Source organism: Undibacterium sp. Ji50W (assembly GCF_049340445.1).
Lineage (GTDB): Bacteria > Pseudomonadota > Gammaproteobacteria > Burkholderiales > Burkholderiaceae_D > Undibacterium.
Window position 1 is genome coordinate 96,441 of record NZ_JBMPOX010000002.1, and the last position, 25,097, is coordinate 121,537.

Here is a 25,097-nt window from a genome sequence, read left to right on the forward strand (position 1 = left end):
GAATGCCATGCCAGACGAAAAAAACAAGCCGGAATCAGTCGGTGCCGAGGCCGCAGATGCCGCACAAACCAGGGTGGTTGACACTGCTGCGGTGGCAAACCAGTCGCAGGGGCCAACTGCCAGTGATGCGGTGGTACAAGCACCAATACCAACTTCAAATTCAGCTGTAGGCCAGCAAGATCACCAGGCGGGTTATAAGACGGGTGATCAGGCTGCTTATCAGAATGGTGAATCACCCTGGCGCACTCTTGTGCGGGTTGTTTCTGCCCGCTTGCGCGCAACGTCCTTGCGTACCGCAAAAGGTATTACCCATCGTACGTTGAAAATCGGCGTATCCGCCCGGATATTTCATCCCCAGGCCGGTGCCAAAGGTTTGTCCAGCAAGACCTTGCAGTATCTCGAAGAGTCGATTGCACAATGGGTAATGGCGCGCGATGTCATGGTGTTCATGATTCCTTCGGTCAATACCAATGGCCTGATACGTCCCAGTAATATACGCCTGCGTGACTATGCCAGGCATCTCGATGGCCTGGTCTTGCAGGGTGGAGCCGATGTTGCGCCACAGACTTACTCGCAACAATCAACACGTCCGGAATGGAGTGGTGACCGTACCCGTGACATGTATGAGCTCGAACTTTTGCATGAATTTATCGAAGCCGATAAACCTTTGCTGGGTATCTGCCGTGGTTGTCAGTTACTGAATGTGGCCTTTGGTGGCAGCCTGTATCAAGACATCGCCACCGAGGTGCCGAATGCCATCGCCCATGTGAATGATCTGTACGACCAGCATGGGCATGAATTACAGTTCACCGCGCAATCCACACTAGCGCAATTGTTCCCGCCATTACTCACTGCCAAGGTCAATTCCATACATCATCAATCCATCAAAAATCTGGGCCGGGATATCAGGATAGAAGCGATCTCTCCCGCAGATAATATCGTTGAAGCAATACGGTATCAAAAAGCGAAATTTGTCGTAGGCCTGCAATGGCATCCAGAATTTCATCTGACAGGGCAGAGTGATTTACTGGATTGCACACCCATACTAGACAGTTTTCTGCGTGCAGCCAGAGAAACACGATTTTAAAAATTGAACTGGTGCGCTGATGCAGATAAAAAGGAGAAATGCAGCAGCATCACAGATGATTGCATTTTTCATGTTATCCACATCAGTATCAGCATTAGCATCAGGCACCCGTGACAGGAGTCAGCATGACAGAATTTTCCATCAACATCAGTGAAATGGCCTGGCCTTGCATCATTGCGCTGGCCTGGCTGTTGGGGGATATGGGGCATCGCTGGCTACACCTGCCGCGCATCAGTATCTATGCGCTGACGGGTTTTGCACTGGTCAACCTGTTCCCGACTTATCTGTCGCCGCTGGATAACCATAGCCTTGTGTTGTTGGCCAATATCGCTTTCGGCCTGATCCTGTTTGAATTTGCTTATCGCATCAATCTGCGCTGGCTCAGTCTCAATCCCTGGGTCGCCATGACAGGGCTGGTGGAAGCTGGCGTCACTTTTGCGGCAGTGTATTTCGTGGCGCTATGGCATGGCAGTTCACAATTGATGTCCCTGCTGCTGGCGGCACTGGCGATGTCATCTTCACCGACCGCGGTATTGCGTATCATTAATGAGCAGCGCAGTTCAGGCCAGGTCAGTGAACGCATCCTGCACCTGACTGCCATCAATTCCGTGCTGGCGGTATTTGCTTTCAAGATCATCCTGATGTATTGGGTGATGCAGACATCGGGCGACTTGTTGCAGGCTTCTGCCCAAAGCCTGCATGTCATGATGGCCGCTTTGGCGTCGCTGATAGCAGGGATCGTATTTGGTATCTTGCTGCCTATCGTGTTGAGCTGGCGCGGTCGCCAGGCAGAAGATGCAACGCTTGGCTTTGCCTTTGCAGTGATTGTGCTGGTGTCGCTCAGCTATGCCAGTGGCTTGTCGCCGGTATTGACCACCCTGGCTTTTGGACTGGTAGCAAGGCACCGGCGCATCAGCCTGGGTCGTACACAAAGAAATTTCGGTGTGCTGGGCGAGTTGTTGACGGTGGTGCTGTTCGTATTCGCAGCATCCACGCTGGCGTGGCAGCATGTCTGGGCAGGTGCGCTTCTGGGCGTGGTATTGCTGGTCATGCGTCTGGGTAGCAAGATACTGGTTACTACCGCCCTGGCACCGGTCAGTGGCATCTCTTTGCGCAAGGGTTTGCTCAGTGGAGTTGGTCTGGCACCAGTCTCAGTGTTCCTGTTGCTCAGCCTGGAACAGCCACGTAACTTCGGCATGGTCATGACCGAAGAATGGTTTGCCCTGATTGCCATGACGCTGATGCTGGAAGTTGTTGGCCCCGTCCTGACCCAATTGGCCTTGTTCGCTGCCAAAGAAACACCGGAAGAAAGGGAACAATAATATGCCACTAGAAGCATTCACCAATTCGAATGCCCTCTCCATGGGGGTGGAACTGGAATTGCAACTCGTCAGCCTGTCTGATTTCGACCTTGCCGCTGCCAGCCCCGATCTGTTGCATCTGTTGGCGAAACGCCCTTTCCCCGGTAATGTGACGCCGGAAATTACCCAGAGCATGATAGAAATCTGTACCGATGTACAAACCAGGTATCAGGGCGTACTGGGACAATTGCAGGAGATTCGCGATACCCTGGTGCATGGTGCCGACGTATTGAATATAGGTATCTGTGGTGGCGGGACCCATCCCTTCCAGAAATGGACGGACCGCAAGATATTTTCCAAACCGCGCTTCAAGGAAGTGTCTGCACTATACGGTTATCTGGCAAAACAGTTCACCATCTTTGGCCAGCATGTACACATAGGTTGCACGTCTGGCGATGACGCCATGTTCTTGCTGCATTCCCTCAGTCGCTATGTGCCGCACTTTATTGCCCTGTCTGCTTCTTCACCTTATGTGCAGGGTGGTGATACCTTGTTCAATTCTGCCCGGCTAAATTCTGTGTTTGCTTTTCCCCTGTCGGGGCGCGCACCATTTTTGTTGAACTGGGATGCGTTTGCCAATGACTATTTCAGAAAAATGGAAAAAACCGGTGTCGTCAAAAGCATGAAGGATTTTTATTGGGACATTCGCCCCAAGCCCGAATACGGCACCATAGAGTTACGCGTCTGTGACACGCCGCTGACTGTGGAAAGAGCGGCCGCCCTGGCCGCTTACCTGCAAGTCTTGTGCGCCTACCTGCTGGAACGGCGTGAAGCGCCACCATCAGAAGATGATTACCTCGTGTATAACTATAACCGCTTCCAGGCTTGCCGCTTTGGTCTGGACGGTGTTACCGTGCATCCAAAAACCTATGAAAGCACGGTCTTGCGCGACGACATACTGGCCAGCTTCGACAGACTAAAACCGTATGCCGAAAACCTGGATGCCTTAGCCGCATTCAGCCACTTGCGATTCGCGGTCCAGACAGGTAATGATGCGCAATACCTGCGCCAGCAATACCAGGAAAGCGGCAGTCCGGAAGGGATGGTGAATGCTGCCTTGCATACTTTCCGTGACAGAAGACGCAGCGACAGATGACCTGCCATAGTGGCATGGTGCTTGTCTTTGCCGGGTAAGCAATTTTATAGAGAGGAAGGCAAGATGAATAAATGGACACCCGATATCTACGCAAAAGCCTGGGATTTTTCATCACGTCAGCATAACGGACAAACATATGGTGGCAAAGTGGAAGGTGAAAAGGTAGAGTACATCAACCATATCGCCAGCGTCGCCATGGAAGTGATATGGGCCTTGCAATTCAATGCAACTGCGAATGGTGCGCTGGCGGTGCAATGTGCCTTATTGCATGACACCCTGGAAGATACCGGTGCCAGCTATGATTTTCTGAAAAATGAGTTTGGTCAGGCCGTGGCTGACGGTGTGCAGGCGCTGTCAAAAAATACGGCGTTACCTGACAAGGCTGCGCAAATGCGCGATAGCCTGGATCGTATCTTGCAGCAGCCGCAAGAAATCTGGATGGTCAAGATGGCAGACCGGATCAGTAATTTATATCACCCACCGCATTACTGGGGCAATGAAAAAATACTTGCCTACCGTCATGAAGCGCAAATGATTCATGATGAATTGCATACTGCCGATGCCAGGCTTGCAGAGCGTCTGCAAGCGAAGATACAGGCTTATCCTCAATTCTTGCGTAAATAATAGGGATTGTAATTGTCTGTAATGGACTTTCTATATGACAAAGCGGGGTGGATTTGATTTTTTCAAATCCACCCCGCTTCAGTCAGGCAAGCTGTTTCAGCTTGCAATCGCCGGTGCAGTCTTACCCAGTTGATACCAGTCTACCTTGCGTGTGATGACCATGATGGCGGACAGTACGGCGAACAGCAGCAGGCTACCCATGACCAGGGCATTGCTTTCTGATTGCAGCAAGCCAAACAATATTCCATACAATACGGTCAGCGCGCAGCCAAAGCCGAAACCACGTTTCCAGTTGCGCAAGGCATACGACAGATAAAAACCTATCAGCAGAATACAGGCAACACTGGCCAGCAGATACGCCAGGATGAAACTGATTTTTTCCGACAGACTGACCAGCAACAGAAAGAACAAGGCCAATGCCAGCCCCACCAGCGTATATTGAATCGGGTGAATAGGCAGTTGCTTCAATACTTCAAACAGGAAAAAGGCAGCAAAGGTCAGCGCAACAAACATCAGGCCATATTTGACAGCGCGATCCGCCTGGGAATAAATATTGACCGGCTCGATAAACGCGACGCTGAACACATCGATTGGTGTCGAGGCTGCAGTGCTTTCTTCCGGTGTTCTTGTTGCCTGGGCTGCAATCACCGGGCTACCGGCATTTTCCAGATTGCTCAATTGTTGTTGCGCATTGCTCGACAGGGCAGAAATGTTCCAGTTGGCGCTAAAGCCATTGTCATTGCGTATCCTTCCTTTTGGTGACGGCAGGAAGCGCCCGCCATATTGCGGGTGTGGCCAGCTCGATGACAGGGTGACCTGGTTGTTTTTGGCAATCGGTGCAAAGCTCAGACGTTCCACGCCGTCGAGTATCAGGTCCATCTTGAATTTAACCTGGCCGGCGCTTGCCATTTGCATGCCATCCAGGCGAGCGTGGATACCACGCTGGAAGGCATTTAACTTGCTGCCCTGCCTGAATTCAAAGCTTTGCTCACCCCATTGCAGTTTGGGGAAGTTTTGCAGGCCACGGGTATCGCTCAAGCCTATCGACACATAGGGTGCTTCCTGCACACTGATGCTGGCTTTGGTTTTATCTTTGGATGCGAGGCTGGCCATGTCGGGCAGCACAAAGTCACCGGAAATCTGATGGTTGCCGGTATATACCAGCACCTTATGGATGCCGCGATAGCGCTGGTCGGTATCGATCGTGCCTTTTACCGTCAGATCATTCGGATACACATAATGCTTGTGGTTATTCGAGACCAGGCGCTTGGTGACTTTTTGAGTCGCGGTGTCTACGGTTTCTTCTTCCCAGGTTTCGACATACGGTATCACCAGGACCGGCCCTATGACCACCTGTTCACTGACAGAATCAGCGGTAATACTGCGCACGGCTTCGTCCCGGTAGCGCATGCGTTCCCAGATGGTGGATTGAATCATCATCAGGGGAATGTAGATAACTATCGCCAGCAGGCCGATGATAATGGTTTTGAACAGCAAACTCTTTTGCATGACAGACTCCGTAGATAAGGAGCCACCAATGTAAATAATTTGTGTGCGTTGTTGATGTGTTTTGTGTGAAGTGACGCATCAGCTTGTGACGCATCAGCTTGTGATGCATCAGCTCGTGATGCATCTGCCTGTGACGTGCCTGCTTGTGACTACAGAGGCAGATTCAGGCAGGCACGGGTGCCACCCTGGGGCAGGTTGCTGACGCTGATGCTGCCCTGATGCAGCAGAGCGACTTCACGCACGAAGGGCAAGCCCAATCCCGTGCTTTTGGCGGTAGTTGGCCTGGGCAGGGAATAAAAGCGGTCAAAGATTTTATCTTGTGCATAATCGGGTATACCTGGCCCCTGATCCTGTATGCCGATTTGCAGTTGTTGTGCCGATTCTTTTGCTTGCATGTGTATCGTGCTGCCGATGGGGGCAAAGTCTATGGCATTGTCCAGTAGATTGCCGATGGCCTGGCGCAAGAGCAGTACATCACCCATGATGCCAGGGTTGGCAACGATGCCAGTAGCATCAATCTCCAGGTTCAGGTTTTTGGCCGACAGGGCAGCTTGCACATCCTGTGCGCATTGCTGTAGCAACGCTGGTACTTGTATGGCTTCGGCATGCTCCAGGCTTTGCTGTTTTTCCAGTTTAACCAGGGCCAGCAGTTTGTCTATCAATTGTTTCTGACGCTGGTTTTGTTCGAGTATGTTTTGCAGGAAGCGTTGCCTGTCTGCCGTTGGCATGTCTTCATGCATCAGTTCGGCAGAACCCTGTATGGCTGCAATCGGGCTTTTCAACTCATGTGCCAGGGTATGCATCAGTTGCTCTACATATTGCTTGCCTTCCAGCCGGTTACGCATGGATTCCAGTGCCCGGCCCAGCATGCCAATTTCATTATTGCCCAGGGCAGGCAGGGTTGCCTTTTCACCTTTTTCCACACTGCTGGCGTAAAGCTGCAATTTGCGCAAGGCCTGGTTCAGCCACCATGAAAACGCAATGCCTATCAGCAGGGAACCCAATAACATCCATGCACTGCGCTGGAGTATCTTGCGCTGACTGCGTTGTACAAAAGGATTGATGGTTGAAATTGCTTTGGCGACAGTCAATGAGCCGATGATATGGCCATGGTCCATAATCGGGGCCGCCACATGCATGATACTGCTGGCATCATCACCCGGGTCGGCGCGGGTGCTGCGTGCACCATATTGACCTTGCAGGGTTTTGTAGACATCATTCCAGCGCGAATAATCCTTGCCGACGTCCTTGCCATCACTATCAAAGATGACCAGGCCTTTGTCATTGGTGATATACACGCGGTAGTCGAGACTGTTCTTGCGTATGCCGCTGATGTTGACATCGACGCTGCGCTGCGCATAGTTTTGCAGGCGCTTCATTAAAGTGCTGTCGGAAGTATTGCCGCCTGCCACATCTTCCGCCACCAGCGTTGCCAGCATTTGGGCGGTATCGATCAGGGTATCTTCCAGCGTGGCACGTACCCCCGGTTTTATTTCTTCCACCACCACATTCAATACCAGCCAGGCCGTCAGACCCAGTATCAAAAAATATCCCAGCAGTATGCGCAGGCCTATCTTCATGCGAGGCTCAGGCTGTAACCCATGCCGCGATGCGTCTGTATGCCTTCGTCACTGCTGTCTGTCAGTTGTGCATCCGCTGCATCGTGGCTGCCCAGCCGTGTCTGTCGCAGTTTGGCACGCAATGATTTGATATGCGCATCGACGGTACGTTCCAGTGTCTCGGGCGCGTTGGTCCAGACTATTTCCATCAGTTGTGCTCGTGAGAATAAATGCCCGGGACGTTCCACCAGGGTTTTGAGCAACAGATATTCATAGCGGGTCAGGTTCAGGGCATATCCGTAATACAGAATGCGCGCTTCATCCTGACGCAATTCAAAGCGTTTGGCTGGGCCCATGCCTGTCTGCGGATTGCCTTGCTGGCGCCGTAAAATGGCGCGTATGCGGGCCACCACTTCACGTGGTGAAAATGGCTTGGTCACATAATCATCGGCACCGATTTCCAGGCCGACGATACGGTCAATTTCATCATTGCGTGCGGTCAGAAAAAGTACCGGCGTATCTGAAAACTGGCGTAACTGCCGGCAGACATCAAAGCCATTGATATCTGGCAGGCCGATATCCAGTACGATTAGGGCAGGTGTGATACTGGCCTGACGCAGCATGCTCAGCGCTTGCTGCCCCAGACTGACATGGGTAGGCATGAATCCGTCTGTGCCCAGTGCATACGCAAGGTTTTCTGCGATGCTGATTTCATCTTCGATAATCAGTATGGATTTGGACATGCAGGTGGATTGGCTCAGAAATGGGAAAAGAAGAGAAACAGGTCGATTAAGCCAGAACGTGGCCGTAACATGGACTGAGCCGACCGGCCCAGTCCTGATCCATTACCAGTTTATTCAGGCTTGAGGTAAAACGCATCAGGCAATTGGGCACCGGCTGTGGTGGTTTTCACGTCACCTTTCAGATTCGTCAGCAGCACCGGCAAATCCGGACCGCCGAGTTCAATGATGACCTGGCGGCAGGCACCGCAAGGGGCGATTGGGCCCTCGGTGTCACCGGTGACGGCAATCGCGGCAAAATCACCAGGGCGATAACCGCTGGCAACCGCGCTGAAGAGGGCAGTACGTTCGGCGCAATTGCATAAACCATAAGAGGCATTTTCTACATTGCAACCAAGGAAAACTTTGCCGTCCTTGGTCAGTACGGCAGCGCCGACCTTGAATTTGGAATAGGGCGCATACGCAGACTCGCGTGCAGTATTGGCAGCTTGCAATAATTGGTCTTGATTGAGCATGGTGTTCTTTCGTTGGGATAGGCGTTATTGTAGTATTAAACCAAGGCAGCTAGTGTATTTACCGTCAAGCAGAGAGGTAAATCAGGTAGCGATGAATAACCAAGGTGGGGATATTATTTCCAGCGATGATTTTCTTTTATCATTGTAATTTCCAGGTTTTTGGTCCATAACGAAGGAATCAAGATGCGTTTCTGACCTTTACCAGAGGGCAATAAAATGAGTATCAGTATTTTTACCCAGGACCTGTATGTCCGCACTTACCAGACTGCGCAGACCAATACACCGAAAACTGCCGACGCCAGCGACGAAACCGGTACTGCAGATGGCACGACAAACAGCACGACAAACAGTACGACTAACAGCACGGCAGGTAGCACGACGGTCAGCCTGCAAAGTGGCAACAGCGATACCGTGGTGTATGCCGACCCGCGCCTGAACAAGACTGCAGCACCAGATTTGCAGGCCCTGCTGGAAGAGTCAGATCGCAGGGCGCAGGAAATTGTCAATCTGATCAAGCCACTGGTTCAGCAACAGGGATTGGATTTATCCAAGGTGGTCAGTGGTGAGCAGAAAATTTCAGCCAGCCCCGAAGCCATCAAGGCTGCGCAGGCCGCGATTGCCGACGGTGGTGAATTCAGCGTACAAAAAACGGCTGAGCGCATACTGAGTTTTGCCAAGGCGGCGATTGGTGATGACCCGACCAAGCTGGACAAGATCACTGCTGCAGTCGAGCAGGGTTTCAAGGAAGCTGCAGATATCCTGGGTGGCAGCCTGCCCGATATCAGCAAACAAACCCTGGAAGCCATACGCACAGAATTTTCGCGTTGGAAATCTGAGGGTATACCTTCCGGTGATACCGTCAGTCTGGCCAAACCTACGACATCAGCGACCCAAAAGGCAGCTTGATTACATAGTAGGGTGCGCCATGCGCACCGCTCTTGTATTTTCAATTATGGTAAATGGTGCGCATGGCGCACCCTACAAAAAAAGCGCATCAGGAAACTGATGCGCTTTTTTATTCGTAGACCTTGGATAAAAACCTTACTTCTTCACACCAAGTTCACGCAAGCGTTCTTGCAGGTAGCTACCCGAAGTATGACGCTCGGACAGCACCACGTCAGCACGTGGATGCAAGAACAGTGGCAGCGAGATACGTGATTTTTTCGCTTCTTCACCGGTAGGGTTCAACACGCGGTGGATAGTCGATGGATAGTAGCCTCCAGAAGCTTCATCCAGCATGTCGCCGATGTTCACGATCAGCATGCCAAAGTCGCAGGGTACATCATGCCAGGAATCATCCTTGCCCTGTACTTGCAAGCCAGCCTGTGTAGCGGCTGGCAGCAGGGTCAGCAGATTGATGTCGCCATGGGCGGCGGCACGCACTGCATCGGGTTCTTCATCACCACGCAGGGGGGGATAGTGCAAAACGCGCAGCAGAGTCAAGTCGCTGTCGGTGATCATGTCTGACAGGGGCATGGAATACTTGGCCTTGATGTCAGCCGGTGAGTGATCTTCTACCCATTGCAACAACTCTGCGGCCAGCCTGGCACCATCGTCGTAATACTTGCGTGCTGCATCCGACACTTCAGATGGATAACGGCCACCAGGGTAGATATGATAAAACTCTTTCAGGTCACGCTTGGTCTGGCCCTTGGCGGTTTCGGAAACTTTTGGCGAAAAATAACCATCCATTTTCTCAGGATTAAAGTCATACTTGTTCTTTGCATCCGTCTGGAAAAAATCATACCATTCCTTGTAGATGGTTTCCAGTGTGCTTTGTGACAGAGGATGATTGGTCAGGACACCAAAGCCGGTGCGGTGCAGGCTTTCGGTGAATTTTTTCGCGGCATCGGGGGCGCGATAATCAACTGGTTCGATAAACATGATGGTCTCTCCTTATTTTGTCACTGGAGCCAGCGGTGCCTGCAACCAGCCTGACGACAAGGTCGCATCAATCAATTGTTTGCATGCTTCGGCATCGACTTTCATGCAAACGCGGGTTTCCGGTTTGCTGGCTTCCCAACCGGCTTGTGGATAAGGGATAGGCAGTTTTGCCATCATGGTCTGGCCATTGCCTATACCTTCTTTGGCAACGCGTACGCGGCCAGAATTGGTCTCGAAAATCTGTGGTGCCACCAGCCAGACAAACGCCAGCACATCATGGCCATAGCAGGCATGACCCAGATCAGGGCGTATGCTTTGGTAGAAATTGGCATAGAAGTTCACTGCATGCGACAGGGTATCCATGGCCACATGTTTATGCTGCTCTGCCAGACGAGCAAAGAAAGTCGAAGGCAAGACCACGCGATGGGTGACATCCAGGCCGACCATGGTCAGGTCCCAACCGGCGGTAAAGACCAGGTCAGCGGCATCTGGGTCATTCCAGACATTGGCTTCTGCCACGGGTGAGACATTGCCCGGTTCATCGACGGTACCGGCCATCAGGACCACTTGCTTCAACAGCTTGGGCAGTTGTGGTTCCATCTTCAGGGCCAGACCCAGGTTACCCAGTGGGCCAACCGCGACCAGGGTGATTTCACCCGGGTGCTGACGTGCCATCTTGACGATGAATTCTGCTGCGCTTTCTACCTCTGCCTTGCCACCGACTTCAATACGGCTGTTCAGGTTACCCAAACCGTCAGCACCGTGGATGAAATCTGGCGGCATGCCAGGCGCTTTGGCGAAAGGTACTGGTACACCCTGTGCCACCGGGATGGAACGACCAGCAATGCGCGTCAGGTACAGCGCGTTAGTGGTTGCCTGTTCAACGTGGACGTTACCAAAGGTCGTGGTAATGCCGACCACGTCGATATCAGGATGTGCCAGGGCAAAGTACAAGGCCATGGCATCGTCCACACCTGGATCGGTATCAAAGATGACTTTGTGTTTCATTGTTGCTGACATGTGGATGCTCTCCAAAATTACACCGGCTGGCCATTGGGCAGAACCCAGTCGCGATGTGAATTGTTGCAGTTGACCCGGTTCAAGGAGGTCGAAATTATGTTGTGTAGTGCAAGACCGAAAAGATCACCACAGAGACACGGAGTCACAGAGGGGGCACAGAGAAGAGCATGAGGAAAAGCCGAAACGTTGGCTTATTCGTAGGTTGGGCCGGGCCACGATTGGCTACGGTTTACCAGCCCAACACTCGGCGTTTCAAATACGTACTCGTCGATTGTAGGCTAAGTGTTGGGCTGATGAAGCGTAGCCAATCGTGGCCCGGCCCAACCTACAAACCTGTCAACCTTCTCGGCTCTTTCTCTGTGCTCCTCTGTGTCTCCGTGCCTCTGTGTTGCGAGGTCTTATGTTTTTCAAATTAACGTGACTTCACAAACGGCTGGCCTATCGCTTTCGGGGCGACGGACTTTGCCATCAAGCCTGCCAGAACGATTACGGTCACGATGTAAGGAATCATTTGTATCAAGGAGCCAGGTACCTTGCCTATGCCAGGGAAGACCACGCCTTCTATCTGTACCTGCAATGCGGCGAAGAAGCCGAACATCAGGCAGCCCAGGGCTGTGTGCAAAGGCCGCCAGTTACCAAATACCAGTGCCGTCAAGGCCAGGTAACCGTTACCGGCTGACATATCGCGCAAGAAAAAACCGCTTTGTACGATGGACAAATAAGCACCAGAGAAAGAACACAATACGCCAGCACACAACATGGCCATAAAGCGGGTGCGTTCTACATTGATACCTGCCGCATCGGCAGCGTGCGGATTTTCACCGACGGCGCGCAGGCGCAGGCCAAAGCTGGTGTGGTACAAGACCCAGTGGACCAGGGGGATCAGGGCAAACGCCAGGTAGACCAGGGCGCTATGGCCACCGATGAGCTTGGTATACACCCAACCCAGGAAAGGGATGCCGGCAACGGCCTCAGAGCCTGGAAAAACGATATCAAACAGACGGGCGTCACCCAGGTCAGGCGTGCGGCCACCCTGCTGGAACAGGTATTGGGCGATCACAAAGGTCAGACCACTGAGGGTAATATTGATGGCAATACCCGCGACTAGCTGATTACCTTTTTGCGTGATGCTGACAAACCCCTGCAATAGTGCAATGGCGACCGAAATGCCTATGCCTGCCAGGATACCCAGCCAGGGGCTCTTGGTGGCAAAGGCCACAGCCGCCGAGACAAAGGCTGCAGCCAGCATCTTGCCTTCCAGTGCCAGATCGACCACGCCGCTGCGTTCTGCAAACAGGCCAGCCATGGCGGCAAACATCAGTACCGGGGCATTGCGTATGGTCGATACCAGGATGCTGGAAAATTGAAAATCATCAAACATCATTTTTCCTTACGCTTGAGCAGGGCAGACAGGGCGGGGGCATACAGGTTTTCCATGGCACCGCAGAACAGGATGATCAAACCCTGGATAAAGATAAATGTCTCTGGCGGGATATTGGCTTTTTCCAGCGACAAGTCAAAGCCACCCTGTATCAGCGCGCCAAACAAAACCGACGACAGCAAGATACCAAGCGGATGCTGACGCCCCATCAGGGCAATCGCGATACCGATAAAACCGGCACCAGCAGGGAAATTCAGGTTCAGGTAATGGGTAGAACCCATGACAGAATTGACCGCAGCCAAACCTGCCAGCGCACCGGATATCATCATGGTGATGATGATGGTCTTGCTGATGGAGATACCTGCATAATGCGCCGCATGCTGGTTCAGGCCAGTGGCACGCAACTGGTAACCCCAGGTGGTACGCCAGACGACAACGCCATAAATCACCAGCGCCAGCAGCGCCAGCACAAAGCTGATATTCAATGGTGTCTCACCCAGCACCGGCAAAATGCTATTCAGTTTAGGCAACCAGGCGGCATCGGCAAATACGCGGCTGGCAGTATTTTGCTGGCCAACAGGGATAAGGAAACTGACGATCACATAATTCATCAAACTGGCAGCGATGAAGTTGAACATGATGGTCGTCACCACCACATGGCTGCCGCGTTTGGCTTGCAGATAACCCGGCAAGAACGCCCAGGCCGCACCAAAGGCAGCACTGCCCAGCATGGCCAGCGGTATCAGCAACCAGCCTGGCAGGGAAGAGTCCAGCCACAGCAAGACCAGGGTCAGGCCCAGGCCGCCGACATACATCTGGCCTTCGCTACCGATATTGAACAAACCGGCCTGCATCGCTACCGATACTGACAAACCGGTGAAGATAAAAGTCGCTGCATAAAACAGGGTGTAACCCAGGCCTTCAGGATTCAGCACCGCAGCGTTGATCAGGATACCCAGGCATTCTACTGGGCTTTCGCCCAGCAGATAAATCACACCCGCCGCGACCAGTAAGGCGGAGAACAGGTTTAACAGCGGCAGGGCAAATGCGGTGGCCCAGCGTGGGAGGTCGGCTTGATTCATCTTTGTTTGGTCGCTTGTCTGTATTCGCTTTGTTTCTTACATGTGCCAGCTAAGGCGCAATCGAGAGTTTATCGCTTGCTATATTGTCTGCTTCAATGTGTCTGCTTCAATGTGTATGTATGCCACCCATGAGGCAGCCTATCTCGGTTGCATCAAATTCTTCCGCCTTCAATTCACCGGTGATGGCACCGCCAGAGATGACCAGGATGCGGTCAGCCAGGGCGCGTACTTCTTCCAGTTCAACTGATACCAGCAAGATCGCAATGCCGGCATCACGCATCGCCAGCAGGCGGGTATGCAAGCTTTCTATCGTACCTATATCAACGCCACGGGTAGGCTGGCCCACCAGCATCAGCTTGGGGTTGGCGGCGATTTCACGTGCCATCACCACTTTTTGCTGATTACCGCCAGACAGCAGGGCGATGCGCAAATGCGGATCAGCCGGGCGCACATCAAACCTGGCCAGCAAGTCGGTGCAATTCTTTAATATGCTTTTGTAATCGAGCAAGCCAAAAGACTTGCCCAGCTTTTTCTGGTAACCCAGGAAGCTGTTCATCATCACCGAGAAATTCTTGATGACGGCATCGCGCAAACGGTCTTCCGGCACGTGGCCTATGCCCAGTTCACGGAAAGTCGCTGGCAAACCATCGGCATCCTTGCGACCGGCAAAGGGTAAATCCTTGCCCTGCATTTGCAGTTTGCCACTGGTGGGCAGGCGCATGCCGCTCAAGATTTCCAGCAATTCACTCTGGCCATTGCCCGACACACCGGCAATCGCCACGATTTCACCAGCACGGATATTGAAATTGACATTCTTCAGCAGGCTGACTTTTTGCGAATTCACCAGATTGAGGTCTTTGACGTCCAGCACCATCTCGCCCGGCGCATAGGCAGCACGTGGCAAGTGGGTGACGATGGGTCTGCCCACCATCATCTCGGCCAACTGGACAGTAGTGGTGTCAGCCGTGGCGACAGAGCCGATAACGGCACCCGCACGCATGACCGTGACCTGGTCTGTGATTTCCAGAATCTCTTGCAGCTTGTGGGTAATCAGGATGATGGTCTTGCCCTGTTCCTTGAACAGGCGCAGCACTTCAAACAGCGAAGCGGTTTCCTGTACCGTCAGTACGGCCGTGGGTTCATCCAGGATCAGGATATTCGCGCTGCGATAAATCTGCTTGAGGATTTCTACCCTTTGTTGCACGCCGACGGACAAGTCCTGTATTGTCGCCAGCGGGTCGACATCCAGCGAATAGCGTTTGCAAATTTCACGCAGTTTGGCTTCGACTTCATGACGTTGCGGTTTCAGCCGAAAGCCGCCTTCCATACCCAGCATGACATTGTCGAGCACGGTCATATTTTCCACCAGCATGAAATGCTGATGCACCATGCCTATGCCCAGCTTGATGGCTTCCTGGCTGTTGCGGATGTGGTGTTCTGCGCCATTGATGAGCAGCTTGCCACTGTCGGCGCGGTAATAGCCATACAGTATGCTCATCAGCGTGGATTTGCCGGCGCCGTTTTCACCGATCACGCCATGGATGGAACCCGGTGCAATGGAAAAGCTCACATCACGATTGGCCTGTACCGCGCCAAAGCGTTTGGAGATCTGTTGAAATTCGACTGCTGGCTGCATACTTTAGCGTTTCTTTAAAATACGATGTGCGACAGATGGGGGCGAAGAACGTGTTTACGATCTGTAGCGAGCGAGCGTCAGCGGGGTGAAGAGCAGCGCAAAAAGCGGAATGTACTTAAGTACATGAGCATTTTGAGCAGCGCATGAGCCCCGATCACGCTCGCGCAGTAAGATCGTAAACACGTTCTAAACATCAATCAGGGCGCAAAGCATCTGTAAAAGATACTGCGCCCCTCATACATTAGCTGTTACCTACTACCTGGCTACCTGGCATCAGACCGGGCACTTATTACCTTCACGGAAATCAACCACCTTGATCTTGCCGCTGATGATGTCTTGCTTGGCGGCGTTCACGCGTTTTTCCATATCGGCGCTGACGACGCTGCGGTTGTCCTTGTCCAGTGCCCAGTCGACGCCACCTTCTTTCAGGCCCTTGTACTGGGTACCATTTTTCCAGTTGCCGTTTTTCAGTTGCATGAAGCTGTCATAAATGGCTTGATCCACGCGCTTGACCATGGACGTCAGCATATTGCCTGGGTGCATATAGTTCTGGTTGGAATCCACGCCGATGCCCAGCTTGCCTTTTTCTTTAACTGCTTGCAAAGTTCCCAGGCCACTACCGCCGGCAGCGGCAAAAATTACGTCCACGCCGCGTTCAAACTGTGCCCTTGCCAACTCGCCACCTTTGGAAGGATCGTTCCATGCAGCGGTGGTGGTGCCGACCATGTTTTGAACGACTTCAATCTTGGCTTCTGTGGCTTTCGCCCCTTGCGCATAACCGCAAGAAAAGTTGCGTATCAGCGGAATATCCATGCCGCCGACAAAGCCGACCTTTTTGGTTTTGCTGGCAATGGCTGCTGCCACGCCGACCAGGTACGAGCCTTCCTGTTCCTTGAACAGGACTGAGCTGACATTGTCACCAGTAGCAATACCGTCGATGAGGACGAACTTTGTTTTTGGGAATTCTTTGGCGATGTTTTGTACGGCCTGTGCCTGACCAAAACCGATAGCGGCGATCAGGTCCACATTTTTACGGGCCAGATTACGCAAGACCTGTTCAGTCTGGGTGTCGCTGGCAACCTGCACTTCAAAGAAATTGAGTTTGGTTTCTTTCTTGAAGCGCTCTGCACCTTCGGAAGCTGACTGGTTGAAGGATTTGTCAAACTTGCCGCCCGCATCGTAGATCACTGCAAATTTAAGATCTGCAGCATACCCGCTGGCCGCACCACCGAACGCCATCAGGGTTGCCAGGGACAGGCAGATTTGCTTGAGTTTCATGAAATTTCCTTATTCAGATGTCATAGTGCCGACGTGCTTGAAGCTATGCGCATGCGGTACCCAAATTAAAAACCATGTTTCGCTAGCGCCAGGCTGACTATCCTTGCTACGGAGCCAGCCTGGAAAGCCTGTGCAAGCCTAACATGGTGCAGACATTTCGTTTCAGCCACGAGGGCAAAATTTTATCAAAAACAGTGTTGCTGCTGGCAGCAGGGCATCAATAGGGCATTAACAGGGAATTAATCCAGCGTTATTTGCTGCACGCGCCCACTTTTGGTGCCAAATTTTGTATCTACTTCAGACATTCAGGCGGCTTTGCTGACCGCCATGAACTCCAGCACTTGCTGGCGTTGTGGTATCGATGTTTGTGCACCCAGCTTGGTGACCGTCAAAGCCGCGGTGTATTGCGCTTCGCGGCTGGCATCAACCAGGCTCAGGCCATTCGCAATACCCACGGCGAAGGCACCGACAAACGTATCACCGGCGGCAGTCGTGTCCACCACGTCCACTTTCACGGCCGGAATGAACTGGCTGCCTGTGCTATCGGTAATCAGGGCACCATGTTCACCCATGGTCAGCAAGACGGTCGCTGTGCCACGTTGCAAGATTTGTTCCGAGGCAGCTTTGGCGCTGGCCTGATCGACCACCGTGACGCCACTCAGTTGCGAGGCTTCGGTTTCGTTCAAAATCAGATAATCAACCTGGGCCAGCAAGGCATCGCTCAGGTCTTGTGCGGGGGCGGGATTCAGGATGACTTTGACCCCTTTGCTGCGGGCAATTTCTATCGCACGGGTGACGGTTGCCAGTGGAGTTTCAAGCTGGCATACCAGCAGTTGCGCACCGGCGATGGCGGCGGTGGCCGCTTCCACCTGGGCGCTGGTCAGGGTGGCATTGGCACCGGCCGCCAGCACGATGCTGTTGTTGCCATGATCATCGACCAGGATACCGGCAACACCGGTGGCCACGCCTGCCACTTTGGCCAGGTGGCTTAATTCCATCCCTTCGGCGGCCAGGCAGTCATGAGAAAAACAGCCAAAACCATCATCACCCACGGCACCGATGAAGCTCACCTGTGCACCCTGACGGGCCGCGGCAACAGCCTGATTGGCACCTTTGCCACCAGGTATCTGTCTGAATTCATGCCCATGCAGGGTTTCACCCACGGCTGGCATGCGTGGCGTGCGAAAAACCAAATCCATATTGACACTGCCGACTACAGTTATGCGTGGCTTCATGATGCTTTTTTCTCGATAAAAAAGTGTCGCGCAATCGTTTGCGCAATCGATTTCGTATTTAACTATGGGGGCTGTTTAACGTCAAGCGCAATCTCGATTTTTGGTCAAAAAATGTGCAAAGACGCGGCTAGCTGGCAACCCTGTAGTTGGCATTATTTTCAGTCGTTGATCTGGGCGTGCTGACCACTCTTTTAGGCAAGCATTCCCCCCATAGGGAATGGGTCCAAAACTTCGTCTGGCGTTGTTGTGCGTCGCTCACTTGGATCACCAAGCAGCGCTCCGCACGCCTAGCCAGGCAAGGTTTCAAACCTATTTGCTTGCCTAAAAGATAGTCAACACGCCCTGGGCAGGTTAAGGGCAGAATTTTGTTGCGCTGCACCAGTGTCAAGCGTCCATGAAGTTATGACAGTTGCAAGTGCAAATTGTTCTGCGATTTCGCCAAAGCGGGCTGATTGTGGGGCTGCTAAGGATGGATGTCAAATTCGATATTCCCACCATGCCAGTTTGTGAGCATTTACTTATTTTAATTGTTATTATGGTATTTATTGTGGATGCTTGCCTTGACTCGGCGCATAATCATATTCAGCACACTAAAATTTCAGGACTGGTGAACTCACGGAAACAAGCGGCCATGACTACATTCAATACATCTCGTGAAATCCCGGCAGGCGTAGAGCAGGTCTTTGCCGCAATCAGCGATCCGGAACGTCTTGCACTGTGGTGGGGTCCTGCTGGTTTCACCAATACCTTCACTGCCTGCGAATTCAGGACTGGTGGACGCTGGTCTTTCATCATGCATGGACCAGATGGTAAAAATTATCCAAACGAAAACGTGTTTGCCAATATAGAAGCGCCAGTGAAGCTGGTTGTTCAGCACGTATCCGAGCCGAAATTTTATTTAACTATAAGCCTGGCTCCGTCGGCGGCGGGAACCCTTGTGTCCTGGTCGCAGGCATTCGACGACCCCGATGTTGCTCGCCATATCGAGCACATCGTCGTCCCGGCCAACGAACAAAATCTGGACCGTTTGTCTGCGGAGGTCATGCGCAAGCTGGCTAGTGACTGAGCCGCCCTTGCAGCGAATCCTGTACGAGTGCTGCGCTTGCTAGCGATTTTTGATGCTGTTGGAGGCTGATCTGGTAATAAAGATCGCTTGGAGATTTTCTGCCGGAAGGTTAAAAAAACCGCCAGTAGGCGGTTTTTTCACATCTGTGACACTGGTAACTGGTACATGGTCATTCCTGAAAGGAAGCTACCAGTGTATGGTCGGTATGTGTATGCCGGGCATGATTCCCAGCGCCGACAAAATGATCACGATCAGCAAAATAATAAACAGCACGCGTACTATTTGCCCTACTGGGGCAGGTAAGGGAAGCATCCCCACCAGCCACCAGATTAGCCCGAAGACGACCAGATAGATAATGAGATTGATGATCTGATTCATATTTTCTCCTCAGGTAAAGTACGGGCAGGTCAATGCCCGCATTTTTTGCTAAATGGTATTGCGGCTAATTATTTAGGTGGCAATACAACGATAGTATCACCAGGTTTGCCGGGTTCGCCGGTTTTTCCTTTGGCGCCGTCATAACCAGGGGAACCTGGAACACCTTTTTCACCGGTTGCGCCTTGCATGCCTTCTGCACCTGTTGCGCCGGTAGCGCCAGTTGCACCAACCGAGGCGGGCGCACCTGTTGCGCCGGTAGCGCCGGTTGCACCAGGCGCACCAGCCGGGCCGGGTACTGCTACAGGCACAGGCACAGGAACAACTACCTGAGCCGGTTGGCGATCACATGCGCTTGTCGCCAAAACGCCAATAATTGACAGTAAAAGAATGGAAAATTTCATAATAGGGACCTTGGTTGTAGACAAATAAAGAAGAAAAAGAAGCAGGACCGGGCAAAGGCAGGGAAAGAGTTTTCTTTATACTTACCCATGTCACTGCACTTTTCTGAGGATGCATGTAAAAACATTTACATTCCGTGCGCTAGCAAACATATTGAAAATTAGTTTTGTTTTATATTGGTTGAACCGGTAATAAAGAGTGTTGCTGATACCAGATTTGATAAGTTGTACAAACATCAAACCGGTGTCGGCTTTCATGGAAAGTGATCAAACCCGCTGCCGCAAGGTAAGCGGGATTTTTTTTGTGAAACAATTTAATTGACATTGAAAAGACAAATGTTTATTGTGTTAAACAATTGTTTGTTTGAGATTTTTCCAGGTAAACCTTGCCATGAGTCCCGTTATCTCTAAAAAAGAACAGCTTTACCAGTTGATTGCTGCCCATCCTTTCATCTCACAGCAAGACCTGGCGGATCAGCTTGGTTTGTCGCGTTCTGCCGTGGCGGGGCATGTCGCTGCACTGATACGTGAAAAACGCCTGCTGGGGCGGGCCTATGTCTTGCCGGATCAGCATGCCGTAGTGTGTATAGGCGGGGCAAATATTGACCGCAAAATGCGCACGCTGGGGCCTATGCAGATGGGCACATCCAACCCTGTGAGTCAGCATGAAGCCTTTGGCGGCGTGGCACGCAATATTGCAGAAAACCTTGCACGTCTGGGTTTGCCTGTGAATCTATTGTGTGCAGTGGGTGATGATGCTGCCGGACAGAGCATCTTGACGCAGGCGCAGTCCGTCGGCATTGATGCCAGAGCCAGCTTGCAAATTGCCGGTACCCTTAGCGGCAGCTATACCGCCTTGCTGAATGACGAAGGCGATATGGTGTTGGCGCTGGCGCATATGGAATGCTGCGAAGCCATGACGCCCGAGTATTTGCGTAGCCGTGCCCCCCAGCGCAGTGCCGCTGCTTTCACTATTGCAGACTTGAATTTGCCCGCAGATAGCATAGCCTTGCTATTGGAAGAGGCTCACTTGCAGGCCAGTCCATTGCTGCTGGTTGCAGTGTCGCAACCCAAGATGGCGCGCCTGCCTGAGCAGTTGCAGGGGCTGCGTTGCCTGGTACTGAACCGTGGCGAACTGGAAACGGTAGCGGGGCGCAGTTTGCCTCAGCTAGAGGACGTGGCCATTGCCTGCCACCAGTTACAGCAGCGCGGTGCCCGGGACGTGATCATTACCCTGGGTAGCGACGGTGTTTTATATACCGATGTTGCAGGCAAGCATGGCATCAGTCATCTCGCTGCACCAAAGGTCCGTGTGAAAGATGCGACTGGCGCTGGCGATGCCTTCTCGGCCGGAGTGGCCTGGTCTTTGTACCATAGTGCCGATGATCTGGGACTGGCTTGCCGGCGTGGTTTGAAGCTGGCTGTGCTGACCATACAAAGTGAGGCGACTGTTGCGCCTGCGCTGAACCACCATATTTTTAATGAGGAAACATGATGCAATCTTATCTGGTCTTGTCGGACGAAGTCCGCGCTGCCCGCCTGGCAGCCAAACCCGTGGTGGCGCTGGAATCCACCATCATTTCTCACGGCATGCCTTACCCGCAGAATGTGCAGACGGCGCGCGAGCTGGAACAGATCATCCGTGACCGTGGCGCCGTGCCGGCCACCATCGCCATCATGAATGGCAAGATACACATAGGCTTGTCTGACGCCGAACTGGAATTGCTGGGCAACACGCCGGATGCCATGAAGGTCAGTCGCCGTGATCTGGCGTATGCCCTGACCAACAACAAACTTGGTGCCACCACTGTGGCCGCCACCATGATCTGCGCAGCATTGGCAGACATAGAAGTCTTTGTTACCGGTGGTATAGGTGGTGTACATCGCGGGGCAGAAACCAGTTTTGATATTTCTGCAGACTTGCAGGAGCTGGCAAGAACTTCAGTTGCCGTGGTCTGTGCCGGAGCCAAATCCATACTCGATATCGGTTTGACGCTGGAATATCTGGAAACCCATGGCGTGCCTGTGGTCAGTGTGGGCCAGTCCGCTTTCCCGGCATTCTTTACCAGGGACAGTGCTTACCAGGCAGATTTCCAGCTGGATACGGCAGAGCAGCAGGCCGACTTTATCCATGCCAAATGGACGCTGGGCCTGGCAGGTGGCGTGGTGATTGCCAATCCGGTACCTGAGGTGGCAGCCATGCCAAGAGAAGAAATTGAAAGCATTACCCAGTCAGCCTTGCAGCAGGCCGATGAGCTGGGTATCAAGGGCAAGGCGATTACCCCTTTCCTGCTCAATCGCATCAAGCAGATGAGCGATGGGCGCAGCCTGGAAACCAATATTTCCCTGGTAAAAAACAATGCCGTAGTCGGTGCGCGACTGGCGCTGGCCTTGCATCATTTGCGCAAGCGTACGGTATAAAGAACCATAGCGGTGATGGCGCACAGTGCCGTCACCGCGGATGAATTGAGTCCTGGTCAGGGATAGAAGACACTGACGTGATAGCCAGCTGCTTTCAGCTTGGGCAATTCGAAATACAGTTTGATATTCTGATCGCCGCCTGCCGTGAAGCCTTTCGCCAACTTGTCTTTTTCGGTCAGGTAATCTTCCGGGCCGAAGACGCGTTGTAATACGGCCTTGTCCTTGGTATCGTTCAATATCAACTCTACCGTTGGCCATGCCTGCACGATGCTGCTGCGGTTCTGGATTTGCATGACCAGCAAAAAGACATTCCTGTCCGGTGCCAGCGCCTGCAATTCATTCGACTCTACCGTGATCTGCTCGATTTGTGCCGGCAAGTTAACCTGGCATTGCAATAGCTTGCAGGCTTGTTGCAGATACGGCTTGCTCTCTGGCAGCCAGGCCGCCAGTTGACTGCGAAAAATATATGCACTTTGGGCCAGCAGCAATGGGAAAAGCAAGAGCACCATCAGCGTCAGCATGACGGTCGTGACACGTTTGCGTCGCTGCTGCTTTTCAGCCTGGATGACAAAATTGGGGCGATGTTCATCTGCATCGCTGCTTGAATCTTCGCTGACGGCTGCCTGATTTGCCAGCGCTGCTTCTTCAGCGCCGATATACGCGGCCTTATCGGCTTTATCGTCAGATGGTTTGATCTCAGCCTCAGCCTGTGAGGTTGAATCAGCTTCTACGGGCGCTGTTTCCTTGTGCCGCCAGACTTTGGTCGTCGTGGCTGGCGCTGCATCGCTGTTTGTGGGCTTGGTGTTTTCTACACCTTCATTCATGGACCAGTCTGCAGTTGGCGGATCCATCAATGCGGCGCGGGTTTCCAGCTCGGCTCTTGCGACGTCGCTGTCACTGACATCTTCCATGGTGGTAGGGAAGCTACCATCGCCCAGGTCAAAGTCAATAGTAGAAGCACTGACCACTGGCGCTGGCTTGACGGCAGCAGTGGGCGGTACTGCAGCAGTTATGGCGGCAATAGGTTTGCTTGCTTCGACGACTGCATTTGTCGGTTTGTTGGCCTTGCTTTCGGCCGTTGCAGCGGCAACTGGTTTTGCTGGTACTGGTGTTGTCTTGGGCTGGTCCAGGTTCTCTGCTTCAAATTCTTTTTCTGCCTTGGAAATGGCGGCCAATACTTCATTGCCCGGCTTGTTGACCAAGGGTTTACTTGCGGATGAAGCGGTGGCAGGAGCGGCGGCAGTGACTGGCGCTGCTGGTTCAGCGGGCGAGCGTGTACTGACAGGCGCCTCTGTCCTGGCTGCTGCTTTTATCTCAGGAGCAGGACTTGCTCCTACAGCAGATGCCACTACTGGTGCAGGTTTGGCCGGGTCAGGGGCGGGGACCGGCGGTGTCGCAGCTGTAACCCAAGGCGCGTCCCATAATAGAATGCGATGGGTAGTGTCGGTGACTGGCGGTGTCGTAGCTGTAGCTGGAGCTGGAGCTGGAACACTAGTCGCAGCTGGTGCCGGGGCACTAATGCTTGCTGCCGGTGTTACCGGTTTGGCTGCATTACTGGTCGCTGTTGGCGTGGCTGGTGTAGTTGGTGTGCTTGCCTTGGCAACTGGGCCTGGAACTGCTGGTGTTGCAGCTACTGGTGTTGCAACTACTTTTTGGCCATCAGCCGAGATCAGGTTTTCAACCGCATTAAAGGTTTGCTGACACGAACCGCACCTCACCAGGCCCGCATGCAATTTCAACTGGTCATTCGCTACCTTGAAGGCAGTTTGACAGTGGGGGCAGCGGGTAGCCAGGGCCATTTGCGTTAGCCGTCCAGTCTACCTGACAGGGCAACCCAGCCTTCGTGTTCGGCCCAGACGCTGAGCTGAATGAATGGGGCATACGCTGCGGCCACTTCTTCGGCCTGTCTTGCCAGTACGCCAGACAGTATCAAGGCACCGCCGGGCGCAACACGGCCAGCCAGCATGGGAGCCATCAATTTCAGCGGGCTGGACAAGATGTTGGCGACCACGATATCAAACTTTTCTGGTGCCGGATGCGCAGCGCCAAATGCTTCCGGCAATGCGTATTCGATCTGGCACTGATTGCGTTCTGCATTGTAGTTGGCCGATTCTATCGCCTGCGGGTCAATATCAACACCGATGACTTTGACAGCCCCCAGTTTGCTGGCCACCATCGCCAATATGCCAGAACCGCAACCATAGTCGAGTACTGACAGGTTGTGCGGTGCATGCGCTTCCAGCCATTCCATGCACAGTCGTGTGGTGGGGTGGCTGCCAGTACCAAAAGCCAGGCCGGGATCGAGTTCAAGGATCAGGCCATTGCTGTCAGGAGCATCGTGCCAGCTCGGTACGACCCAGATATTTTTACCAATATGGATGGGGGCAAACTGTGATTGAGTGAGACGCACCCAGTCCTGCTCTTCAACCTGACGGGTGATATAGGCAGGTGCGGTTGCCAGGCTGATGGCAGCTGCAGCTTCGGTTACCAGTGTGGCATGGTCGCAATCTATGTTGGCCAGGGCGACAACGCGGCTGCGGTCCCAGGCGGCTTCATCCGGCTCCATGCCGGGTTCGCCAAACAATGGCCTTTCGGCATCCGTGCCCTCGTCGGCATCCTCGACGGAAACAGACAGCGCGCCCGCATCCATCAGGGCATCCGACAATGCCTCTGCCTGCTCGCGCGCCACTTCAATCACTATTTCTATCCAACCCATATTGCTACTTTCTTATACGACGTTATTGCTTCAAGAAGCTTCAAAACCAAAAGGCTCTCCACAGAGACACAGAGGAAGCACAGAGAAAATCAAGAGAAAAACCAACTCATC

23 protein-coding genes are annotated in these 25,097 nt (G+C 52.9%); 8 read left to right on the forward strand and 15 right to left on the reverse strand.

The window, feature by feature from the left end; all coding sequences use genetic code 11:
* Window positions 1-7: 7 nt before the first annotated feature.
* From ACO0K9_RS05700 to ACO0K9_RS05715, 4 genes are all read left to right on the forward strand, one after another.
* The gene (locus ACO0K9_RS05700) at window positions 8-1,087 is read left to right on the forward strand and encodes a gamma-glutamyl-gamma-aminobutyrate hydrolase family protein (RefSeq protein WP_422982697.1); all 1,080 of its coding nucleotides are present in this window, start codon (window positions 8-10) and stop codon (window positions 1,085-1,087) included.
* Between the two features lie 125 nt (window positions 1,088-1,212).
* Window positions 1,213-2,409 (forward strand): cation:proton antiporter, encoded by a 1,197-nt coding sequence (locus tag ACO0K9_RS05705; RefSeq protein ID WP_422982699.1) that lies wholly within the window; start codon window positions 1,213-1,215, stop codon window positions 2,407-2,409.
* Window position 2,410: 1 nt separating this feature from the next.
* Entirely contained in the window at window positions 2,411-3,544 is a 1,134-nt protein-coding gene (locus ACO0K9_RS05710) for a YbdK family carboxylate-amine ligase (RefSeq protein WP_422982701.1), read from the forward strand.
* Window positions 3,545-3,607: 63 nt separating this feature from the next.
* Complete coding sequence (locus tag ACO0K9_RS05715; protein ID WP_422982703.1) at window positions 3,608-4,168, forward strand: HD domain-containing protein; 561 nt, start codon at window positions 3,608-3,610, stop codon at window positions 4,166-4,168.
* 96 nt (window positions 4,169-4,264) lie between these two features.
* Here the strand turns inward: ACO0K9_RS05715 and creD are convergent, their stop codons facing one another.
* From creD to cdd, 4 genes are all read right to left on the reverse strand, one after another.
* Window positions 4,265-5,677, reverse strand: a complete 1,413-nt coding sequence (gene creD / locus ACO0K9_RS05720; protein ID WP_422982705.1) for a cell envelope integrity protein CreD — start codon at window positions 5,675-5,677, stop codon at window positions 4,265-4,267.
* 149 nt (window positions 5,678-5,826) lie between these two features.
* Window positions 5,827-7,257, reverse strand: coding sequence for a two-component system sensor histidine kinase CreC (creC, locus tag ACO0K9_RS05725; RefSeq protein ID WP_422982707.1), 1,431 nt, complete (start codon window positions 7,255-7,257; stop codon window positions 5,827-5,829).
* Window positions 7,254-7,979: a two-component system response regulator CreB gene (gene creB / locus ACO0K9_RS05730; RefSeq protein ID WP_422982709.1), complete on the reverse strand. Its 726-nt coding sequence runs from the start codon at window positions 7,977-7,979 to the stop codon at window positions 7,254-7,256. The genes creC and creB overlap by 4 nt, the downstream gene beginning before the upstream one ends.
* A gap of 110 nt (window positions 7,980-8,089) precedes the next feature.
* Window positions 8,090-8,491, reverse strand: coding sequence for a cytidine deaminase (gene cdd / locus ACO0K9_RS05735; protein ID WP_422982711.1), 402 nt, complete (start codon window positions 8,489-8,491; stop codon window positions 8,090-8,092).
* A 216-nt stretch (window positions 8,492-8,707) separates the two neighbouring features.
* On the opposite strand from cdd, the gene ACO0K9_RS05740 reads away from it, so the two are divergent.
* A complete protein-coding gene (locus ACO0K9_RS05740) occupies window positions 8,708-9,397 on the forward strand; it encodes a DUF5610 domain-containing protein (RefSeq protein WP_422982713.1) in 690 nt (229 codons plus the stop codon).
* A gap of 135 nt (window positions 9,398-9,532) precedes the next feature.
* Here ACO0K9_RS05740 and ACO0K9_RS05745 read toward each other — a convergent pair whose 3' ends face one another.
* The 7 genes from ACO0K9_RS05745 to rbsK all read right to left on the reverse strand — a co-directional run bounded on the left by ACO0K9_RS05745 (window position 9,533) and on the right by rbsK (window position 18,007).
* Window positions 9,533-10,375, reverse strand: a complete 843-nt coding sequence (locus ACO0K9_RS05745; RefSeq protein WP_422982715.1) for an isopenicillin N synthase family dioxygenase — start codon at window positions 10,373-10,375, stop codon at window positions 9,533-9,535.
* A 12-nt stretch (window positions 10,376-10,387) separates the two neighbouring features.
* Window positions 10,388-11,395, reverse strand: coding sequence for a nucleoside hydrolase (locus ACO0K9_RS05750; RefSeq protein WP_422982717.1), 1,008 nt, complete (start codon window positions 11,393-11,395; stop codon window positions 10,388-10,390).
* 412 nt (window positions 11,396-11,807) lie between these two features.
* The gene (locus tag ACO0K9_RS05755; RefSeq protein ID WP_422982719.1) at window positions 11,808-12,779 is read right to left on the reverse strand and encodes an ABC transporter permease; all 972 of its coding nucleotides are present in this window, start codon (window positions 12,777-12,779) and stop codon (window positions 11,808-11,810) included.
* Entirely contained in the window at window positions 12,776-13,858 is a 1,083-nt protein-coding gene (locus ACO0K9_RS05760; protein WP_422982721.1) for an ABC transporter permease, read from the reverse strand. The genes ACO0K9_RS05755 and ACO0K9_RS05760 overlap by 4 nt, the downstream gene beginning before the upstream one ends.
* 106 nt (window positions 13,859-13,964) lie before the next feature.
* Entirely contained in the window at window positions 13,965-15,494 is a 1,530-nt protein-coding gene (locus ACO0K9_RS05765) for an ABC transporter ATP-binding protein (RefSeq protein ID WP_422982723.1), read from the reverse strand.
* Between the two features lie 273 nt (window positions 15,495-15,767).
* A complete protein-coding gene (locus ACO0K9_RS05770) occupies window positions 15,768-16,772 on the reverse strand; it encodes a BMP family lipoprotein (protein WP_422982725.1) in 1,005 nt (334 codons plus the stop codon).
* Window positions 16,773-17,077: 305 nt separating this feature from the next.
* Complete coding sequence (rbsK, locus tag ACO0K9_RS05775) at window positions 17,078-18,007, reverse strand: ribokinase (protein ID WP_422982727.1); 930 nt, start codon at window positions 18,005-18,007, stop codon at window positions 17,078-17,080.
* A gap of 415 nt (window positions 18,008-18,422) precedes the next feature.
* Between rbsK and ACO0K9_RS05780 the strand changes: the two genes are divergently transcribed.
* Window positions 18,423-19,073 (forward strand): SRPBCC family protein, encoded by a 651-nt coding sequence (locus ACO0K9_RS05780; RefSeq protein WP_422982729.1) that lies wholly within the window; start codon window positions 18,423-18,425, stop codon window positions 19,071-19,073.
* Between the two features lie 186 nt (window positions 19,074-19,259).
* Here ACO0K9_RS05780 and ACO0K9_RS05785 read toward each other — a convergent pair whose 3' ends face one another.
* Both ACO0K9_RS05785 and ACO0K9_RS05790 read right to left on the reverse strand, forming a co-directional pair.
* Window positions 19,260-19,451 (reverse strand): Thivi_2564 family membrane protein, encoded by a 192-nt coding sequence (locus ACO0K9_RS05785; protein WP_422982731.1) that lies wholly within the window; start codon window positions 19,449-19,451, stop codon window positions 19,260-19,262.
* A 68-nt stretch (window positions 19,452-19,519) separates the two neighbouring features.
* The gene (locus ACO0K9_RS05790; RefSeq protein ID WP_422982733.1) at window positions 19,520-19,852 is read right to left on the reverse strand and encodes a collagen-like protein; all 333 of its coding nucleotides are present in this window, start codon (window positions 19,850-19,852) and stop codon (window positions 19,520-19,522) included.
* Between the two features lie 388 nt (window positions 19,853-20,240).
* Here ACO0K9_RS05790 and ACO0K9_RS05795 point away from each other — a divergent pair, with 388 nt between their 5' ends.
* Window positions 20,241-21,344 (forward strand): carbohydrate kinase, encoded by a 1,104-nt coding sequence (locus ACO0K9_RS05795; protein WP_422982735.1) that lies wholly within the window; start codon window positions 20,241-20,243, stop codon window positions 21,342-21,344.
* Window positions 21,344-22,270, forward strand: a complete 927-nt coding sequence (locus ACO0K9_RS05800) for a pseudouridine-5'-phosphate glycosidase (RefSeq protein ID WP_422982737.1) — start codon at window positions 21,344-21,346, stop codon at window positions 22,268-22,270. The genes ACO0K9_RS05795 and ACO0K9_RS05800 overlap by 1 nt, the downstream gene beginning before the upstream one ends.
* Before the next feature lie 56 nt (window positions 22,271-22,326).
* Here the strand turns inward: ACO0K9_RS05800 and ACO0K9_RS05805 are convergent, their stop codons facing one another.
* Together ACO0K9_RS05805 and prmA are read right to left on the reverse strand one after the other, a co-directional pair.
* Window positions 22,327-24,069 carry a DUF3426 domain-containing protein gene (locus ACO0K9_RS05805; RefSeq protein ID WP_422982739.1) on the reverse strand — a complete coding sequence of 581 codons (1,743 nt, stop codon included), beginning with the start codon at window positions 24,067-24,069 and terminating at the stop codon, window positions 22,327-22,329.
* Between the two features lie 5 nt (window positions 24,070-24,074).
* Window positions 24,075-24,986: a 50S ribosomal protein L11 methyltransferase gene (gene prmA, locus ACO0K9_RS05810; RefSeq protein ID WP_422982741.1), complete on the reverse strand. Its 912-nt coding sequence runs from the start codon at window positions 24,984-24,986 to the stop codon at window positions 24,075-24,077.
* Window positions 24,987-25,097 lie beyond the last annotated feature (111 nt).

Excerpts from the sequence above, each read along its gene's own strand:
- ACO0K9_RS05790 (WP_422982733.1), bottom strand. The coding sequence starts at position 19,852 with ATGAAATTTTCCATTCTTTTACTGTCAATTATTGGCGTTTTGGCGACA.
- ACO0K9_RS05800 (WP_422982737.1), top strand. The coding sequence starts at position 21,344 with ATGCAATCTTATCTGGTCTTGTCGGACGAAGTCCGCGCTGCCCGCCTG.
- ACO0K9_RS05795 (WP_422982735.1), top strand. The coding sequence starts at position 20,241 with ATGAGTCCCGTTATCTCTAAAAAAGAACAGCTTTACCAGTTGATTGCT.
- ACO0K9_RS05715 (WP_422982703.1), top strand. The coding sequence starts at position 3,608 with ATGAATAAATGGACACCCGATATCTACGCAAAAGCCTGGGATTTTTCA.
- creD (WP_422982705.1), bottom strand. The coding sequence starts at position 5,677 with ATGCAAAAGAGTTTGCTGTTCAAAACCATTATCATCGGCCTGCTGGCG.
- ACO0K9_RS05710 (WP_422982701.1), top strand. The coding sequence starts at position 2,411 with ATGCCACTAGAAGCATTCACCAATTCGAATGCCCTCTCCATGGGGGTG.
- ACO0K9_RS05745 (WP_422982715.1), bottom strand. The coding sequence starts at position 10,375 with ATGTTTATCGAACCAGTTGATTATCGCGCCCCCGATGCCGCGAAAAAA.
- creB (WP_422982709.1), bottom strand. The coding sequence starts at position 7,979 with ATGTCCAAATCCATACTGATTATCGAAGATGAAATCAGCATCGCAGAA.
- rbsK (WP_422982727.1), bottom strand. The coding sequence starts at position 18,007 with ATGAAGCCACGCATAACTGTAGTCGGCAGTGTCAATATGGATTTGGTT.
- ACO0K9_RS05755 (WP_422982719.1), bottom strand. The coding sequence starts at position 12,779 with ATGATGTTTGATGATTTTCAATTTTCCAGCATCCTGGTATCGACCATA.
- ACO0K9_RS05750 (WP_422982717.1), bottom strand. The coding sequence starts at position 11,395 with ATGTCAGCAACAATGAAACACAAAGTCATCTTTGATACCGATCCAGGT.
- ACO0K9_RS05760 (WP_422982721.1), bottom strand. The coding sequence starts at position 13,858 with ATGAATCAAGCCGACCTCCCACGCTGGGCCACCGCATTTGCCCTGCCG.
- ACO0K9_RS05700 (WP_422982697.1), top strand. The coding sequence starts at position 8 with ATGCCAGACGAAAAAAACAAGCCGGAATCAGTCGGTGCCGAGGCCGCA.
- prmA (WP_422982741.1), bottom strand. The coding sequence starts at position 24,986 with ATGGGTTGGATAGAAATAGTGATTGAAGTGGCGCGCGAGCAGGCAGAG.
- cdd (WP_422982711.1), bottom strand. The coding sequence starts at position 8,491 with ATGCTCAATCAAGACCAATTATTGCAAGCTGCCAATACTGCACGCGAG.
- ACO0K9_RS05805 (WP_422982739.1), bottom strand. The coding sequence starts at position 24,069 with ATGGCCCTGGCTACCCGCTGCCCCCACTGTCAAACTGCCTTCAAGGTA.
- ACO0K9_RS05705 (WP_422982699.1), top strand. The coding sequence starts at position 1,213 with ATGACAGAATTTTCCATCAACATCAGTGAAATGGCCTGGCCTTGCATC.
- ACO0K9_RS05770 (WP_422982725.1), bottom strand. The coding sequence starts at position 16,772 with ATGAAACTCAAGCAAATCTGCCTGTCCCTGGCAACCCTGATGGCGTTC.
- ACO0K9_RS05765 (WP_422982723.1), bottom strand. The coding sequence starts at position 15,494 with ATGCAGCCAGCAGTCGAATTTCAACAGATCTCCAAACGCTTTGGCGCG.
- ACO0K9_RS05740 (WP_422982713.1), top strand. The coding sequence starts at position 8,708 with ATGAGTATCAGTATTTTTACCCAGGACCTGTATGTCCGCACTTACCAG.
- ACO0K9_RS05785 (WP_422982731.1), bottom strand. The coding sequence starts at position 19,451 with ATGAATCAGATCATCAATCTCATTATCTATCTGGTCGTCTTCGGGCTA.
- creC (WP_422982707.1), bottom strand. The coding sequence starts at position 7,257 with ATGAAGATAGGCCTGCGCATACTGCTGGGATATTTTTTGATACTGGGT.